The organism is Sabulicella flocculans, from assembly GCF_045449635.1.
Taxonomy (GTDB): Bacteria; Pseudomonadota; Alphaproteobacteria; order Acetobacterales; family Acetobacteraceae; genus Roseococcus.
Genome location: NZ_JBJJBR010000007.1, coordinates 117,247 through 131,222, shown reverse-complemented (window position 1 = coordinate 131,222; position 13,976 = coordinate 117,247). Strand labels below are relative to the sequence as shown.

At 72.4% G+C, this 13,976-nt stretch carries 16 protein-coding genes; 1 reads left to right on the top strand and 15 read right to left on the bottom strand.

All coding sequences use genetic code 11. The annotated features are described in order from the left end of the window. The 3 genes from ACI6QG_RS09780 to ACI6QG_RS09770 form a co-directional block, all read right to left on the bottom strand. Window positions 1-1,042: tape measure protein (locus ACI6QG_RS09780; protein WP_407024370.1), on the bottom strand; the 1,042-nt coding region annotated here is incomplete at its 3' end. A gap of 1 nt (window position 1,043) precedes the next feature. Beyond that, window positions 1,044-1,193 carry a hypothetical protein gene (locus ACI6QG_RS09775; RefSeq protein WP_187830094.1) on the bottom strand — a complete coding sequence of 50 codons (150 nt, stop codon included), beginning with the start codon at window positions 1,191-1,193 and terminating at the stop codon, window positions 1,044-1,046. Window positions 1,194-1,357: 164 nt separating this feature from the next. After that, window positions 1,358-1,735, bottom strand: coding sequence for a phage-derived protein YdaY family protein (locus ACI6QG_RS09770; RefSeq protein ID WP_407024369.1), 378 nt, complete (start codon window positions 1,733-1,735; stop codon window positions 1,358-1,360). A gap of 124 nt (window positions 1,736-1,859) precedes the next feature. On the opposite strand from ACI6QG_RS09770, the gene ACI6QG_RS09765 reads away from it, so the two are divergent. Continuing rightward, complete coding sequence (locus tag ACI6QG_RS09765) at window positions 1,860-2,780, top strand: UPF0489 family protein (RefSeq protein ID WP_149537200.1); 921 nt, start codon at window positions 1,860-1,862, stop codon at window positions 2,778-2,780. 75 nt (window positions 2,781-2,855) lie between these two features. Here the strand turns inward: ACI6QG_RS09765 and ACI6QG_RS09760 are convergent, their stop codons facing one another. The 12 genes from ACI6QG_RS09760 to ACI6QG_RS09705 form a co-directional block, all read right to left on the bottom strand. Next, window positions 2,856-3,812: a phage tail tube protein gene (locus ACI6QG_RS09760; protein ID WP_149537201.1), complete on the bottom strand. Its 957-nt coding sequence runs from the start codon at window positions 3,810-3,812 to the stop codon at window positions 2,856-2,858. A gap of 21 nt (window positions 3,813-3,833) precedes the next feature. After that, window positions 3,834-4,262 (bottom strand): hypothetical protein, encoded by a 429-nt coding sequence (locus tag ACI6QG_RS09755; RefSeq protein WP_149537202.1) that lies wholly within the window; start codon window positions 4,260-4,262, stop codon window positions 3,834-3,836. Continuing rightward, complete coding sequence (locus tag ACI6QG_RS09750) at window positions 4,259-4,981, bottom strand: DUF6441 family protein (RefSeq protein WP_407024368.1); 723 nt, start codon at window positions 4,979-4,981, stop codon at window positions 4,259-4,261. The genes ACI6QG_RS09755 and ACI6QG_RS09750 overlap by 4 nt, the downstream gene beginning before the upstream one ends. Window position 4,982: 1 nt before the next feature. Continuing rightward, window positions 4,983-5,291, bottom strand: coding sequence for a head-tail joining protein (locus ACI6QG_RS09745; protein WP_149537204.1), 309 nt, complete (start codon window positions 5,289-5,291; stop codon window positions 4,983-4,985). Between the two features lie 6 nt (window positions 5,292-5,297). Further along, complete coding sequence (locus ACI6QG_RS09740; protein WP_149537205.1) at window positions 5,298-5,573, bottom strand: hypothetical protein; 276 nt, start codon at window positions 5,571-5,573, stop codon at window positions 5,298-5,300. Continuing rightward, entirely contained in the window at window positions 5,570-6,220 is a 651-nt protein-coding gene (locus tag ACI6QG_RS09735; protein WP_223880756.1) for a structural protein, read from the bottom strand. Before ACI6QG_RS09735 ends, ACI6QG_RS09740 begins: the two co-directional genes overlap by 4 nt. Window positions 6,221-6,222: 2 nt before the next feature. Beyond that, a complete protein-coding gene (locus ACI6QG_RS09730) occupies window positions 6,223-6,573 on the bottom strand; it encodes a DUF2190 family protein (RefSeq protein WP_149537207.1) in 351 nt (116 codons plus the stop codon). 117 nt (window positions 6,574-6,690) lie between these two features. Beyond that, complete coding sequence (locus tag ACI6QG_RS09725) at window positions 6,691-8,805, bottom strand: prohead protease/major capsid protein fusion protein (protein WP_149537208.1); 2,115 nt, start codon at window positions 8,803-8,805, stop codon at window positions 6,691-6,693. 25 nt (window positions 8,806-8,830) lie between these two features. Next, window positions 8,831-10,324, bottom strand: a complete 1,494-nt coding sequence (locus tag ACI6QG_RS09720; protein WP_149537209.1) for a ubiquitin-activating E1 FCCH domain-containing protein — start codon at window positions 10,322-10,324, stop codon at window positions 8,831-8,833. Beyond that, complete coding sequence (locus ACI6QG_RS09715) at window positions 10,321-11,802, bottom strand: phage portal protein (RefSeq protein ID WP_149537210.1); 1,482 nt, start codon at window positions 11,800-11,802, stop codon at window positions 10,321-10,323. The genes ACI6QG_RS09720 and ACI6QG_RS09715 overlap by 4 nt, the downstream gene beginning before the upstream one ends. Beyond that, a complete protein-coding gene (locus ACI6QG_RS09710) occupies window positions 11,802-12,038 on the bottom strand; it encodes a phage head-tail joining protein (protein ID WP_149537211.1) in 237 nt (78 codons plus the stop codon). Before ACI6QG_RS09710 ends, ACI6QG_RS09715 begins: the two co-directional genes overlap by 1 nt. Before the next feature lie 14 nt (window positions 12,039-12,052). After that, a complete protein-coding gene (locus ACI6QG_RS09705; RefSeq protein ID WP_407024367.1) occupies window positions 12,053-13,951 on the bottom strand; it encodes a phage terminase large subunit family protein in 1,899 nt (632 codons plus the stop codon). Between the last annotated feature and the right edge of the window lie 25 nt (window positions 13,952-13,976).

The window sequence follows — 13,976 nt, the reverse complement described above, 5'->3', positions numbered from 1 at the left end:
GGCTGTCGACGCCGGCCTGCTGCTCGGCAACGCCAACCAGGCCAGGGCGGATGCTGCCGCGGCGGACCGGCGCGCGCAGGCTGTCGCGGCCGTCGCCCTCGCTCTCCAGCCGGCCGATCTGGGCCGACAGCGCCTCGGCCTGGCGGCGCAGCCCGGCGAGGCGTTCCTCCTCGCTGCGCAGGCCGGCGCCCTGGCGGACGCTGTCCACGGCGCGGGCGGCGGCCGACAGCGCCCGGGCCAGCGCGTTGGACAGGCCGATGGCGCGGTCGAGCTGGCCGAGGAAGTTCTCGGTGGCGGCGCTCAGCTGCCCGAAGGCGCGGCCGAGGGAGAGCGGTGCGCGGTCGAGTTCGGCGCCGAGGCGCTCCGTGGCGCGCAGCAGCGCGGGGAAGACCCGCTCGGCGGTGAGCTTGCCCTCGCTGCCGAGCTTGCGGAGCTCGCCAATCGAAACGCCGAGCTCGCGCGCCAGGCCCTCGGCCAACAGCGGCATGGCCTCGAGGATGGAGCGCAGCTCGTCGCCCTGCAGCACGCCCGAGGCCAGCGCCTGGGCGAGTTGCAGCGTCGCCGAGGAGATCTCCTGCGTGGAGGCGCCGGAGACAATGGCGACGCGCTGCAGCCCACCGACGAGGCGGACCACCTGGTCGGAGGTGGCGCCGATCTCGCGGGCGGCGATCGAGAAGCGCTGGAAGGCGTCGACGCTCTCGGAGACCGCGACGCCGGTCTGCAGCGCGTTGCGGTACAGCGCCTCGTAGACCTGCCCGGCGCGCTCCACCGAGCCGGTCGCGTTCTGCAGGCGCGACAGGCCCTGGGTGAGAGCGTCGCCGGCCTGGACGAGCGCCCGCGCGGCGACGGCCACGCCGGCGAGCTGGATGCCGCGGATGGCGACGTCGAGCAGTTCCAGCGAGCGCGACGCGCGCTCGGCGCCGCCCTTGATCTGGTCGAGCGAGCGCTGGCCGGTCTCGCCGACCTCACGCAGCCCGGCCTTGACCCGGGCAGCGTCGTCCAGCGAGAGGCGGACCGAGACGCGGCGGGTGGCGTCGGCCATCTCAGGTCGTCTCCCCCTCGCGGCGGGCGGCAGCGCCCTCGGCCATGCCGGCGCGGATGGCGAGCAGCAGCTCGGCTGCGGCCCAGCCAGCGGCGCCGAGATCGCGTGCCGTGGCGAGCGCGCCGGCGGTGTCGAGCGTCAGGCCGGCCATGGTCGCCTCGGCGCAGGCCGTGCCCGCAGCCCAGCAAGCCTGGCCCTCGATGCTGGTCGGCGCGTTCGTGGCGTAGGGACAGGCGTAGGCGCAGTCGCGGCCAAGGGCGGCGCAGCCGCGGCAGTATTCGGGCCCGCGGCCGAAGTGCCACGCGGCGCGGGCCCTCAGCCGTTTCCCTCAGCGGCCACCGTGGCGACAGGGGCCGTGGCGCGGTCCCAGAAGGCGGCGGCGATGTCGTCGAGGTCCATCAGCCGCTCGACCGCCTCAGGCGAGAGCGGCAGTGGTTTGCCGGCGGTGTCGCCTACGCCCTCCCAGGCCACCACCGCATGCCGGGCGAGCGCCTTGACCAGGAAGGCGAAGGAGAGGCCGCGCGACATGTCGGGATCGAGCTCCGGATCGGCGATCCGGCTCGCGGCGAGCCGGCGCGCGGCGGCGGCCTGCGCGGCGGCCATGACCGCGGTGGTCACGGGCCGGATCTCGACGCGCACGCCGCGCGGCAGGTCGAGCCAGTACGGCTCGGCCGGGAGGTCGAGGGTGAGCATCTTGCGTCCCTGTGTGATTGCGGTTGACTAACGACGGCACGGGCCATCGTGCGAGCATGCGTCTTGGTGGCCCTGACGAAGCGGCGCCAATTTCTGACCGCCATAGCAGCAAGAGATTGATCAGATGAACTTGCCTGAGCCGACCGCCTCACCGCTCGCAGTAGTGCAGTCCCAGATCGCGTTCAGCGCCATCTGTGGAAAGCCGGTCGCCATCTTCAAGAGTCACCACTACGCGCTGCTTCCCTGGCAGCGGTGGGCGGCAACGCAGAGCGAGCCGGTGCGCGTCCTAAGTCTCGATTACCACACCGACAAGCACCGCGCCTTTCTCCGCTATGGGTATCGCACAGTCGCGGAAAACTGCGATGATTGCGACACGGCTGCGGAGCAGGCTCGACGAACGAGACTAGAGTCACTGTCCGCGCAGGACACGGGCTCGGTAGCTGCTGCCGTTCTCGACCTGCAGCATGACGAGCATATCGATGCGGCACTACGCAGCGGCATCATCGATCTCGCCTTTGTTGCCTCACGTGAAGACCAAGGCTACCTCCTCTCGAACGAGCAAATAGCATTCGACCGGAAGTGGCAGCATCTAGATTTTGTTGAGATGCAGATGCGCGGCTTGGTGCGACCGAGCCAGAACGCCTCCTCGACGTATAGCATCCCAGAGAACCGGTTAATCATACTGGATGACGATACCCAGCGACCGGACGAAGCAGCCTACCGTCATTGGCGCAATCAAGTCATCGGTGGAGAATTTCTGAAGGGTCGTCTCGACCTCATCGAGCGAATTTGCCGAACGGGCAACGTGCCGTACCTCTTCGAGCTGCCATTTATCCTCGACATTGACCTGGACGCGTTCAATACCAGACAGTCAATGTCTCCCGAGGACACGACCGTCTTCTATGATCTGATTCGACGCTCGATCGGTGTGACGATAGCGCAGGAGCCGAACTGCGTGCGCGAATGTCAGATCGACGGCGAGCGGCTCACTGCTCCCTGGCTGCAGAAGGAGCTACTCAAGCACCTGCGGCGAGCGTTGTGCTGATCATCACAGCGCGTGCAGTGGGCACGAAGATGACGACCGCGGCCCGGCTACGGCGCGTCCGTCACATTGACGGACTCACGCATACTCTGTCCCCGCCTGCTGGTTCTTCAGCACCGCGGTCATCATCCGCGTCGCCGTGGCGTTGAAGGCCGCGCGGAACTCGAAGCTCGCCTCGACGCCGGCGGGTCCCTCGATCGGGGTCTTGGCGAGCGCGAGATAGACCTCGTGCAGCGTGAAGGTGAGGCTGCGGTTGGCGTCGATGGTGAACGCGAAGGCGAACTCCGCCGGCGTGCCGTTCTGCGCCTGGGCCAGCAGGGTCGTGTTCTCGAAGCGCACGGTGATCTGGCCGGTGGCGCGGGCGATGCCGGGATCCGCGCCCTCGATGCGTCGGTCGGCGCGGATCGTGCGCACCGCCTCGACGCTGTTCGAGTAGGCGAGCCGCGCGCCGGTCACCTGGGCCAGCGCCGAGCCGGCACGGCTGATCGAGCCCTGCGCCTTGTGGAAGGCAGTGTAGGCGGCCGAGACCGGCGTGCCGCCCGAGGATGAGCCCGAGCGGGTCGAGCCCTGGGCGATGAGCTTGATCGTCGCGGTCGCCGGTCCGGTTGGGCTGAAGTCGATCTCCAGCGCATCCGCCCGCACGCCAGCGCAGACGTCATAGCTGGGCACGTCGGGGTAGCCGATCTCGATCGCCTGCGAAGGCAGCGTGGCCGCGCCGGATCCGAAGGTGTGGGTGAAGTTCGGGTTGGTGCCGGTCGTGGTCGGCGCGCCGAGCAGCAGGCGCAGCCAGTGGCCGATGTTAACCAGGTCGACCGGCACGACGACGTCGCCCTCGACGGTGACGGTGTCGAAGAACGGCGCGGCGGGATCGCGATTGCCGCCGAGGCCGATGACGTCCGCGTCGAGCAGCGGCTGCTCGGCGCCGAGGTTGCAGGAGAGGAAAGGCACGCGCCGCCAGTTGCCGCCCGGCGCGGTGCCGTAGGTGACCTCGGGGAGCATAAGCAGGCGCGAATTCGCGCCGATGGCACGGGGCATGGGGCGTCTCCGGGAGCGGGGTCAGGCCAGCGGCGAGCCGGCGACGGTGAAGGACAGCGTGACGGGGACCGAGGCGGCGCGCGCCGCGGCGGCACCCTCGACCTCCGCGTCGTCGAAGGAGGGCGCGCCGGGCTGCGCCCACTCGACCGCGCCGCCGAGGGTGCGGTCGCCGGCGACCGCGGTCGCAATGTCGACCAGCAGCGCGTCGAGCAGTGCGCCGGTGGCCGCGACGACCTCGACTTCCGCCCTGTGATCGACCGCCCAGGCGAGCGGCGAGAGGATCGCGGTCTCCTCCACCGTCTCGCCGTCGCGGACCACAACCAGTCCGCCGGCGGGAAGGCGCTGCGGGACGGTCTCGTTGCGGAGGACCTTCGGGGCCGGGCTCCGGGCGGCCAGGACGGCGCCCAGGCGCGCGGACAGGGCGGCCAGGGCCGTCTCGCGCGCACTCATGCCGCGCGTCCGGCTTCGGCTTCCCAGGCCGCCACGAAGCGCCGCGGCAGGCGCCGCAGGGCGCGCAGCGACGCCCCGCGCACGTCGAGCCGCTTGGCCAGCTTCACCTGCGGCAGCAGCAGGAACATCGGCACCATCCCCTGTTCGAGCAGGCCGCGCGCCCAGGCCTCGCGGCCCTTGCGATGGGCGGTGCCGACCTCGGCGACGCCGCCGGCGATCAGGCGGGTGCGCCGACGCCTGCCCGTTGCCGCGCCCTGACGCAGCGGCAGGCACCAGACGAAGCCTCGCCCCGAGCGGAAGGGCCGGAGGAAGCCCTGGCCGGAGGCGACCATCTGGGCAGGCGTGACGCGCAGCCCCTTGTCGCCGCGCCCGCGCCAGCCGCGGGCGGCGTTGAAGCCGGTAGCGATCGCGAGGAACCGCCCGCCGCCCTTGGGGCGGATCAGCGCGCCGCGCTCGAAGGCGTCGATCACCAGTGGCGTCTTGCTCCAGACGAGGCCGGCCGCGCGCATGGACACGCCGGTGCGCGGGAAGACCTGCGAGCGCCAGGCATTGGCGATGCCGCGCGCCTTGCCGCCGAGCGAGCCGGTGACCTGGCCGCGGAGCTCAGTCTTCAGCGCGTCGGTCTCGGCGCGCACGGCGCGGGAGGCGGCGCGCTCGCCGGCGCGGACCTCCTCGGCCAGCACCTTCCGGAGATCGCCGACGACAGCGGAGAGGCGCATGCTACCGCCGGCAGAGCACGCGCCAGGCGACGCCGGCGGCATCTCGCTCGGCGCTGTCCACCGTCAGCAGGTCCGCGCCGATCGTGAAGGTATCGCCGGGCTCGATCGCCGGAAGGGCGCCGATGGCGACGGTCAGCACATCGGTCGCGCGCAGCATCGGCGTGTCGAAGGCGTCCACCACGCGATCGGGGCTGGAGCGCAGGACGCGGAGGGGCACGGGCGCGCCGGTACCTGCGGCGCGGTAGGTCGCCTCGACGCCCAAGTTCGGGTCGGCGGCGAGCACCGCCAGTGCATCGTCGAACACGCCCATCCCGGTTCAGCCGAGCCCGAGCCAGGAGGCGAGCTTCGCGCCGACCGCCGCGCCGACAATGCCGCCGGCTGCGGCAGCCCCGGTCGCCGGGATCGCCGGCGACGCACTCGGCACGCCGCCGGCCGCCAGCGACAGCCGCGCCGTGAGACCCGCCATCGCCTTGACCAGCTCGGTCACGGTGCGGGTGAGCTCGCGCATGTCCTTGTCGCCCTCCGCCAGGCGCCGCTCGATCTCGGTCAGGCGGGTGACGATGGTGCCGAGTTCGCGGTCGTGGTCCGTCATCGGGCGACCTCCCGCTGCCGCTGCAGCCGCTGATGGATGGTCCAGGCCGCGACGCCGATCACCGCGGCGGCGACGCCCCAGGGGCCGAGCGCCCGCAGCACCGCGGCCAGCCCCTCGGCATGCGGCGCGAGCGTGGTGACGGCGTCGACCACCGCCGCGGCCGTGACGCCGGCGACCACCGAGCCCGCCGCAGCACGGACCGTCCCGCTGTGGGCGAGGCCGGGCTGGACCAAGCCCGCCATTCGCAGGCCCTCTGCGATCGTCTCCGGCGCGTAGGGCATGCCGCCGAGCTCATGGCGGATGATCGCCTCCACCAGCCCGCGCATCGTCGCCGCGTCGTGCAGGTCGACGGGATCGTCGAGCGCGACGCCGAGCCGCGCGGCCACCGCCGCCTGGTAGGCGCGGGTGTCGTTCTCGCTGCTCGGCGCCCAGCGCGCGACGATGCCGCGGACCGTGCGCAGCCCATGCCGGTCCTGGTAGCTCTGCAGCAGCAGGGCCAGCGCGCGGATGCCGTGCTGGTGTGAGCGGAAGCGGCAGAAGCGCCCGTCCGAAGGCGGATCGACGAGCCCGAGCCACTTGTTCGTGGCCACGTGCTCGATGTTGCCGGGGTTGCGGTTGCGGTAGCCCCGGCTGGCCTTGGGATCCATGGTCACGCCCCCGAGGCCGGCACGCGGGCCAGCATGACGCGGACCGTGGCGTCGGCAGCGAGGGCGGCGACGGTGACGACGCCGACCTGGAAGTTGCCCGTCGCGGTGGTGGTCAGGCGACGGTTGGTATTGTCCCAGAAGACGCGCGTCCCGGCGGCCATGGCCTGGGTCGGATCCTTGGTGAGCTCGAACTCGCCGCGGGTCTCGCACTCGACGGTGGCGTTCTGCGCGGCGTCGGCCGCGGCCACGCCGAAGAAGGCGCCGACCAGCATGCCCTGGCCGGAGAGGATGCCGCCGGCATAGGGCACGACCATGGGGACGGAGCGGGCGTCGGGACGGATGCAGTTGCGCATGGGGATGGGGTCTCCAGAAACGCAGAAGCCGCCCAAGCCACCCAGCCAAGCTGTCGCTTGGCCGGGGACCCGGCTGTGGGCGGCCTCTGCATCGGTTCACGAGGGGTGGTTGGGCGGTCAGGTGCCCGGATTGAACCAGGCGCCGCGCCAGTCGATGGCGCCCACGCCGAAGTCGAAGATCACGCTGACCTCGATCCCGTCCGCGCCCTGGACGGGCCCGGTGGTCACCTGCGGCCCCTCGGCGCCGTTGAGGTAGCCGTAGACGTAGACCGGCGCGCTCAGCGGGTCGGAGAACAGGTACCAGCGGTTGGCCCCGATCAACGGCTCGACCAGCGGCTGCACGAAGCCCGCGAAGACGTTCGCGTTGCCGATCTGGTTAGCGGCGACACTGATGGTGAGCTGCCGGGCCGCGAGCTCCTGGCTCGGGCCCACCAGCAGCCGCATGGTGCTGCCGATCGAGATGGGCAGGCCGTCCAGCGTCTTCTGGCGCATGATGGCCGCGCGGCCGACGGCGAGGTTCGGCAGGTCGAGGGCGGAGCCCGCGCCGGCCTTGTTCGCGCGCCCCGCGCCCGTACCGAACACGGTGGCGTTGCCGCTGGTGAGCGTCGGGCCGTCGCCATTGCCGCTGTTCAGCAGCTGGTAGGCCGTCGCGTTCTCGAACTCGGCGACGCGGCGGCCGATCGCCGCGGCGAAGTCGGTGAAGGCGCCGAGGTCGTCGTTCACCAGCATCGGTCGCGTCACGCGGATGCGCCGCGCGAAGGTCTGCAGGACGACGATCTCCTGGCTCTCGGACATGGTGCCGACCTGGATCTCACCGTTCTCCAGCAGCGGCAGAAGGGTCGGGAAGTCGCCGATGCGCAGGTGCCGGTGCGGCTTGAAGTCGCGGAAGTCGCGGCGGAGGAAGATCTGCCGGTAGGTCGGCTGCGCCGGCGCGTAGGCGGCGAGCAGCATCTTGTTGGCGGCGGCCGAGAGCAGCGCCGGGAAGTCGGAGCTGGTGTGGAAGGCGCGCTCGGCGAGGAGCGTCGGGTTGCGCGGCGGATTGCGATCGCCCCGGCGCGCGAGGAGCTCGCGCAGCATGTCGGAGGGGCGCCAGCCCATGAACTCGGCGTGGCGGCCAGCGCTGGGGCCGGTGCTGGGCGGCTGGTAGCCCGGCATGGAGCGGGCGGCGAGCGCCTCGGCCATGGCGTCGAGCAGCTGCGCCGGGTCATCGTGGCCGGGGCCGCTCTCCGGGCGGGCCGGGAGCGTGGGGCGGGCCGTCTGCGCCTGGGTGAAGGCCTCCCACAGCCGGGCGCGCAGCACCTCGGGGCTGGCGCGATCGCGCATCGCGGCCTGGCGCTGCGCGTCGATGGTGTCGGCGGGGAGCAGGCCGCGCGCGGCGGCGAGCACCGGCTCGTAGCTTGCGATGCGCTCGGCGACGGCGCGCTCGGCCTCGGCGCGGATGGCGTCGAGGTCGACCGGCGGGGCGGCCGGCGCGGGTGCGCCGCGGATGGGCTCGGGCGGCGCGGTCGGCGCAGGGCTGGGCGTGGTGGTCACGGTGGTCTCCTGGGACGGGGTGGACGGCGCGGCGGAGGGCGGCGCCGCAGGCGGGGCAGCCGGGGTCTCCGGCGTCGTCTCGGGCATGGTGGGTTCCTCGTCAGGCAGGGCGGGCTCGATCGCCGGCGCGGAGAGGCCCTGCTCCCCCTGCGCGCGGACCGCCGCATCGCGGTCCACCGGGACCGGCACGACGGAGATCTCGAAGGGCTCCCAATCCACCGCGCGGTGGACGGTCTCGCCGGTGGCGGCGTCCGGCCGCGGCTCGTAGCGGTGCACGCGGTAGCCGACGCTCACCGCGCGCAGCGTGCCGTCGGCGATGCGCTGCCAGACCGGCTCGACGTCCGCAGCGGCGGAGAACTGCAGCGTCGCGTATCCGCGGCCACGCTCGAGGCGGGCGGCGGTGACGCGGCCCAGCACGTCGCGGGCATCGCCGCGCCGGTGGGTGTTCAGCACCGGGGCCTGACCCGAGCGCAGCGCGTCCATGCGCACCGCGTTGGGCGACATCTCCAGCTCCTCGGTGATCAGGCCGAAGGCGGGGACGAAGTTGCGGGCGCGGGCGCCGGTCGACCACACCACCTCGACGGTGCGCGCGGCACGATCGACGGTGGCCGGGGCCGCCAGCGCGCGCTGCGCCACGATCGGCATGGCAGGAGTCGCCGGCGCGGCATCGCTGCCGCCCGGCTCGGTCGTCTCAGTCATGGTGGATTCCTGGTGGTCGGCGCCGCTACGGCGCGGCGTAGCCCTGCGCGTTGACGTAGACCTGCGCGCCCGTGGTCAGGCAGGCGAAGTTCACCGCCGTCGCCGCCGTGCCGCGCAGCGGCGTGGGAAAGGTGATCTCGACGGGTGCGGCCATCGCCGCAGGCAGCAGCTGCCGCCAGATCACCGTGGCGCCGTCCTTGATCACCACCTCGGTCGCCACGGTCGCGTGCGCGTTGCGGATGTCGATCGAGGTGACGTAGTTCCGAACGCCGGCGGCGGCCGCGGCCCTCAGCACGACGTCGGTGGTATTGATGATCCCACCCGCGGCCGCCGCGTATTGCCAGTCGGCCTCCGGGATCGAGAAGGGCTTGTTCACCAGCGCGCCGATCAGCGTCGCCAGCAGGTCGATGCCCCGGCCGGTGGTCACCGCGGTCGGGTTGGCGGACAGGCCGGTCGCGACCAGCACCGGCAGGGCGCCGTTCGTGTTGCGCGCCTGGCCGCCCACTGCCGTCAGCGTCGGAGCGATGGTGCTCAGCACGTTCACCCCGAGCCCCTGGCCGGCGACCGACTGGCCGCGGCCGGCGGTGATCTCGGTGGTGAGCTCAGCGTAATCCGCGATGGTGACGAACTGCACCTTCACATCTATGCTCGAGGCTGGCGCCAGGTTCCGCGAGACCGACGCCCAGCCGGTGTTCAGGTAGGCACCGGAGAAGGTCGAGCCGACCAGGTCGAAGTTGTTCGCGTCGATGACCGTGATGGTGAAGGTGCCGTTCGCCCCCGGCACGCCGGAGACGTCCGCCACCGTCACCACGTCGTTCGTCGCGAAGCCATGCGCGGCGCGGGTGATCCGCACCAGGCCGGAACCGTTGTTGGCGACCGCCGAGATACCGTTGACGAACTGCCGGTTCCGCACGCGGATCCGGAAGCGGTAGAGCGCATTCGGCTCCGGGATCTGCTGGTGGCGGACATAGGAGTTCGAGCGAGCCGCCGTGGTGTCGAGCTGCCTTCCGTGGAACCAGCACTCGTCGTTGGTCAGCTCGATCTCCAGCACCGACCAGCCCGCTGGCGCCGTGGTCGGGATGGTCGAGGCGGAGGCGGTGACGAGCCGCGGGGCGCCCTCGCTCTGGACCTCGTAATTCGCCAGCGTCGGGCTGGTGCCGTCGAGCCGCCACGCGGCGGCGCTGCGGCCGTCGGGCTGGGCGGAGGTCGGATCGACCGAGACCAGCTCGAGCCAGACCGACTGGCCGGCGATGCGCTGGCTGAGGTTCACCGCGACCATGACGCGGAGCGGGATGGTGAAGGCGGTGCGGCTGGTCAGCACGACCTCGTCGTCGAGGGTCGTGCCGGTGGAGATGGTGACGGTGCCGTCGGCGACCGCGAGCGCCATGCCGCTGCCGCTGGCCGCGACGTCCCAGCGGGCCGGGTTGATCTCGGTCCCGTTGAAGCTGTCGCGGAACTTCTTCTGCATGCTCTTGATCTTGAGCATGTCGTCAGTCCAGTCGTAGGCGCCGGCGGTCATGCGGGGGCTCCTGGGGTTGGCTCGGCGCGGGGTGGCGCGGCGGCGCCGGTGGCGGCGATCTCGACGGCGGCCATCTGCGCGGCGTCCTGGGCGGCGCCGGACTTCGCGACGCGGCGCGGATCGGTGTCGAGCGAGATGCCGGCCTCGTCGAGCAGGGCGTTGGCCTCGCGGATCATCTCCACGGCGGCGCGGAAGTCGTAGCCGAAGGCGCCGGCCGCTTCGGGCTGCGGCACGAAGCCGGCGCGCACCTGGGCGATGAGGGCGGTGGTGTCCTTCAGCGGGTCGATCATCTCGTGCGCCGGCGGGACGTGGCTGACGCCGTCCGGCATCTCCGCGCCCCATAGACCGAGCAGCGCGCCCTGGGCGTGGAAGCGGTCCGCGATCGGCCGCACCAGCATCGGGATGAGCATCCCGTACTGCACCTGCTCGCAGAGGCGGCGGAACTCGATCTTGCCGGCGCGGAGCGAGGAGTAGTTCGCCTGGGTGAGGTCGCCGGAGACCTGGTCGTAGGTCAGGCCCGCGCCGACCGCGGCGGCCTCCAACGCGCGGCGGGCAAAGGCGGCGTGGCTGCCTCCGCCCGAAGGGTTCACCACTTCCACGCTGCCCATGCCGCGGCGATAGAGGATCATCCCCGGCTCGAAGCTCTCGACCGTCCGGCCCTGGGCGTCGCGGAGCAGGCCGGCCGCGGCGCCGGTGAGGGCCTCGTCGCCTTCTTCCGTGACCACCGCGGCAAGGCATGCCTCGATCTTGGCCTTCATGAGCAGGGCGGCCTCGTAGTCGCCGAGATCGCGCAGGCGCAGCAGGACGGGGGCGAGCCAGGACACGTCGCGCAGCTGGCCGGGGCGGCGCTTGCGGTAGACGTGCAGCACCTCCGATGCGGGGATCCGCTCGCTACTCAGCCAGGTCGCCCCTGGCAGGATCCACGTCGCGCCGGGGTGCACGCGGTGCAGCCAGTAGCCGATCGGCTCTCCGGCCTCGCCGAGGGCGATGCCCTGGATGGTCGCGGCGCCGCCCACCATGCCATTCCGCGCTGTGTCGAGGTGGTCGCTCTCCAGCACCTGCAGCCGCAGGCCGATCGGGTTCGCGGGCGACGGCGCGGTCATCAGGAAACGCACGAAGCACTCGCCGCTTTCGACGACTGCGCGCATGACCAGGGCCTGGAGGCCGTAGAGGTCCAGTCGGCCCTCGGCGTCGCAGGCGGTGCTCTCCGCCCAGCGCCTCCAGGCATCGGCATGACGCTGATCCGGCCAGCGCGTCGTGATGCCGGCGCCCACCGCGTTGCCAGTCCACAGGTCGACGATGCGGCTCGCGTAGGGATCGTTGCGCACGGCGTCGCGCGCGCGGCGCGCGACTGTCTCCGCGGCGGTGCCGACCTCGGCCGTCGCGCTGCCGCCCGAGGGCGCCCATGCGGAGGCACGCTGGTCCTGTGCCGCGGCATAGCCGCGCAGCACGTTCCACGCGTCTCGCAGTCGGCCCATCACCTGCTTCCCCCGCGAGAGAAGCTGGCCAGCGTTACGGACGGCCGGCGCGCCGCTGTCATCTCTGCCCCGCGCAGGACGGCCAGCGCACGGCCGAGCTCATCGAGGCTGCGGTACTCCACGGTGCGCCCGTCGAAGGTCACGCGCGTGGTGCCGCCGGTGTAGGCCGCGGCGAGCGCGGCGGCCCGGCTGCCGGCTGGCTGCGCCAGCGCCCAGGCGAGGACGGTCGGGTCCATGTGCGTCCTCCCTTTCAGCGCAGCCAGCCCGAGCGCGGCGCGAGCCAGCCGCGCGGGCGGTGGGTGTCGGTCGCGACCTGCGGCGGCGGTAGCGGAGCGACATTCCCGCTAGTGGGAAGCTCGCTCGGTTGCAGCGGGGCGTTGGCGACCTGCTCGCGGAGCTGCGCCCAGAAGCGCTCGCCGTAGCGGTCGGCGCCGAGGAGCCAGAGCGCCGCGCGCGCCAGCACCGCGCAGTCTAGCGCCTCGTTCCGCTCCCTGAGCTTCGCCCATTCCTGCCGCGCGAAGCCGCGGCGGTCCTTCACGGTGTGCAGCTGCTCGGCGACGAGCTGCTTCACCCACTCCGCCTCGATGCCCTGTGGCACGTGCACCCAGCCGGGCGGGAACTCCGCCGCGTCGCCGCGGCCGAGCCAGAGGCGGCGATACAGATCGGCCTTCCAGGTCGAGACCGAGACGGTCCAGAGCTTCAGACCGCGGCGGAGCTTGCGCCCGTCGACCATCGCGTCCACGGGCGTCGGGCCCTGCACAGGCTGCGCCCGGTTCCAGCCGTCCACGCCCTTGGTCGGCGCGATCCGCGGATCCCGTAGCCGACGGAGATGGCCGTAGACCGCCGCGGTGTCGCGGCCGCCTGTGTCGACGCAGAGCCGCGCGATGCGCATCGCGCCGCCGCCCTGGCGCGGCCAGTCCCGCGCGAGCAGCGTCGCCAGCGCGTCCCAAGGCGCCCGCTCCCGCGGACTCCCGGGGATCACGACATGGTCGACCAGCCACGACGAGAAACCTTCGGCCCAGCCCCAGACGTCGCACTCGAGGCGATCGTCCTGGACGTCCACGCCGGCGGTGAGACAGAGCGCGCCGGCGGGCACGACGCCCATCCGGAAGTCCTCGCGCCGCTCGACCAGGCGCTCCCAATCCGGCGCCTCGCCGCGCTCTTGCCAGGTCTCGCCGAGCACGGTGTTCCGGAAGGTCTTGAGGTCCTCCGGCTTGCCCTGGGCCGCCTCCCAGTCCCGCGCGACCTGCTCCCACGAATACCAGCCAACAGGCGCGTAGAGGGACGAGATGTGGAACCCGACCGTGTGCGGGTCCTGCGCCTCCGCCGTGGCCCGCCACTGGCCGCCGGCCAGCATGGCCGTCTTGTGGTGCTCCTCGATCGGCTCGTCACAGGTCTCGCAGTGGTAGCGCGCCGAGCGCGGGTCGCCCTTCTCCCAGCGCAGCCGCTCGAACCGCAGCCACTGCATCTCGCCGCAGTGGGGACACGGCACGACGTAGCGCCGCTGGTCGGAGGCGGCATATTCCCGCTCGATCCGGCTGCGACCGGCGATGGTCGGCGTCGAGACCAGGAAGGCCTTGCGCCGCCAGCCGAAGGTGCGGGCGCGGGCCTCCGCCAGCGCAATAGGGTCGCCCTCGCCCTCGACGTCGCCGGGATAGGCGTCGATCTCGTCGAGGAACAGGAACCGCGCCGTCATCGAGCGCAGCCCGACCGCACTGTTGGCACCGGTCAGCACGAGGATGCCGCCGGGGAATTCCTTCGACAGCAGCGTGTTGCCGCTGTCGCGCGCGCGGGCGGGTGCCACCCGCTCCCGGAGGGCCGGGGTCTCCTCCAGCAAGGGGTCGACCCGCTGGCGCGAGAAGCGCTTCGCGAGCTCGACGGTCGGCTGCACCGCCAGCACCGGCGCGGGCACGTGGTGCAGGATGTAGCCGAGCCAGTTGTTGCCGGCCTCGGTGGCGCCGACCTGCGCCCCCTTCATGAACACGACGCGCCGGGCCGGATGCACCGCCGAGAGCGCGTCCATCACCTCGCGCAGGTACGGCGTCCGGCTCGTTCGCCAGGGGCCGGGCTCGGAGGAGGCGCGGCTGCCGAGGATCCGGTGCCGGTCGGCCCATTCTGACACGCGGATCTGCGGCGGCGGGCGGAGCATGCTCCCCGCCCGGCGCCGGACATGG

Excerpts from the sequence above, each read along its gene's own strand:
- ACI6QG_RS09730 (WP_149537207.1), bottom strand. The coding sequence starts at position 6,573 with ATGCGCAACTGCATCCGTCCCGACGCCCGCTCCGTCCCCATGGTCGTG.
- ACI6QG_RS09755 (WP_149537202.1), bottom strand. The coding sequence starts at position 4,262 with ATGAGTGCGCGCGAGACGGCCCTGGCCGCCCTGTCCGCGCGCCTGGGC.
- ACI6QG_RS09765 (WP_149537200.1), top strand. The coding sequence starts at position 1,860 with ATGAACTTGCCTGAGCCGACCGCCTCACCGCTCGCAGTAGTGCAGTCC.
- ACI6QG_RS09710 (WP_149537211.1), bottom strand. The coding sequence starts at position 12,038 with ATGGACCCGACCGTCCTCGCCTGGGCGCTGGCGCAGCCAGCCGGCAGC.
- ACI6QG_RS09740 (WP_149537205.1), bottom strand. The coding sequence starts at position 5,573 with ATGACGGACCACGACCGCGAACTCGGCACCATCGTCACCCGCCTGACC.
- ACI6QG_RS09725 (WP_149537208.1), bottom strand. The coding sequence starts at position 8,805 with ATGACTGAGACGACCGAGCCGGGCGGCAGCGATGCCGCGCCGGCGACT.
- ACI6QG_RS09745 (WP_149537204.1), bottom strand. The coding sequence starts at position 5,291 with ATGGGCGTGTTCGACGATGCACTGGCGGTGCTCGCCGCCGACCCGAAC.
- ACI6QG_RS09715 (WP_149537210.1), bottom strand. The coding sequence starts at position 11,802 with ATGGGCCGACTGCGAGACGCGTGGAACGTGCTGCGCGGCTATGCCGCG.
- ACI6QG_RS09750 (WP_407024368.1), bottom strand. The coding sequence starts at position 4,981 with ATGCGCCTCTCCGCTGTCGTCGGCGATCTCCGGAAGGTGCTGGCCGAG.
- ACI6QG_RS09720 (WP_149537209.1), bottom strand. The coding sequence starts at position 10,324 with ATGACCGCCGGCGCCTACGACTGGACTGACGACATGCTCAAGATCAAG.
- ACI6QG_RS09760 (WP_149537201.1), bottom strand. The coding sequence starts at position 3,812 with ATGCCCCGTGCCATCGGCGCGAATTCGCGCCTGCTTATGCTCCCCGAG.
- ACI6QG_RS09705 (WP_407024367.1), bottom strand. The coding sequence starts at position 13,951 with ATGCTCCGCCCGCCGCCGCAGATCCGCGTGTCAGAATGGGCCGACCGG.
- ACI6QG_RS09770 (WP_407024369.1), bottom strand. The coding sequence starts at position 1,735 with ATGCTCACCCTCGACCTCCCGGCCGAGCCGTACTGGCTCGACCTGCCG.
- ACI6QG_RS09775 (WP_187830094.1), bottom strand. The coding sequence starts at position 1,193 with ATGGCCGGCCTGACGCTCGACACCGCCGGCGCGCTCGCCACGGCACGC.
- ACI6QG_RS09735 (WP_223880756.1), bottom strand. The coding sequence starts at position 6,220 with ATGGATCCCAAGGCCAGCCGGGGCTACCGCAACCGCAACCCCGGCAAC.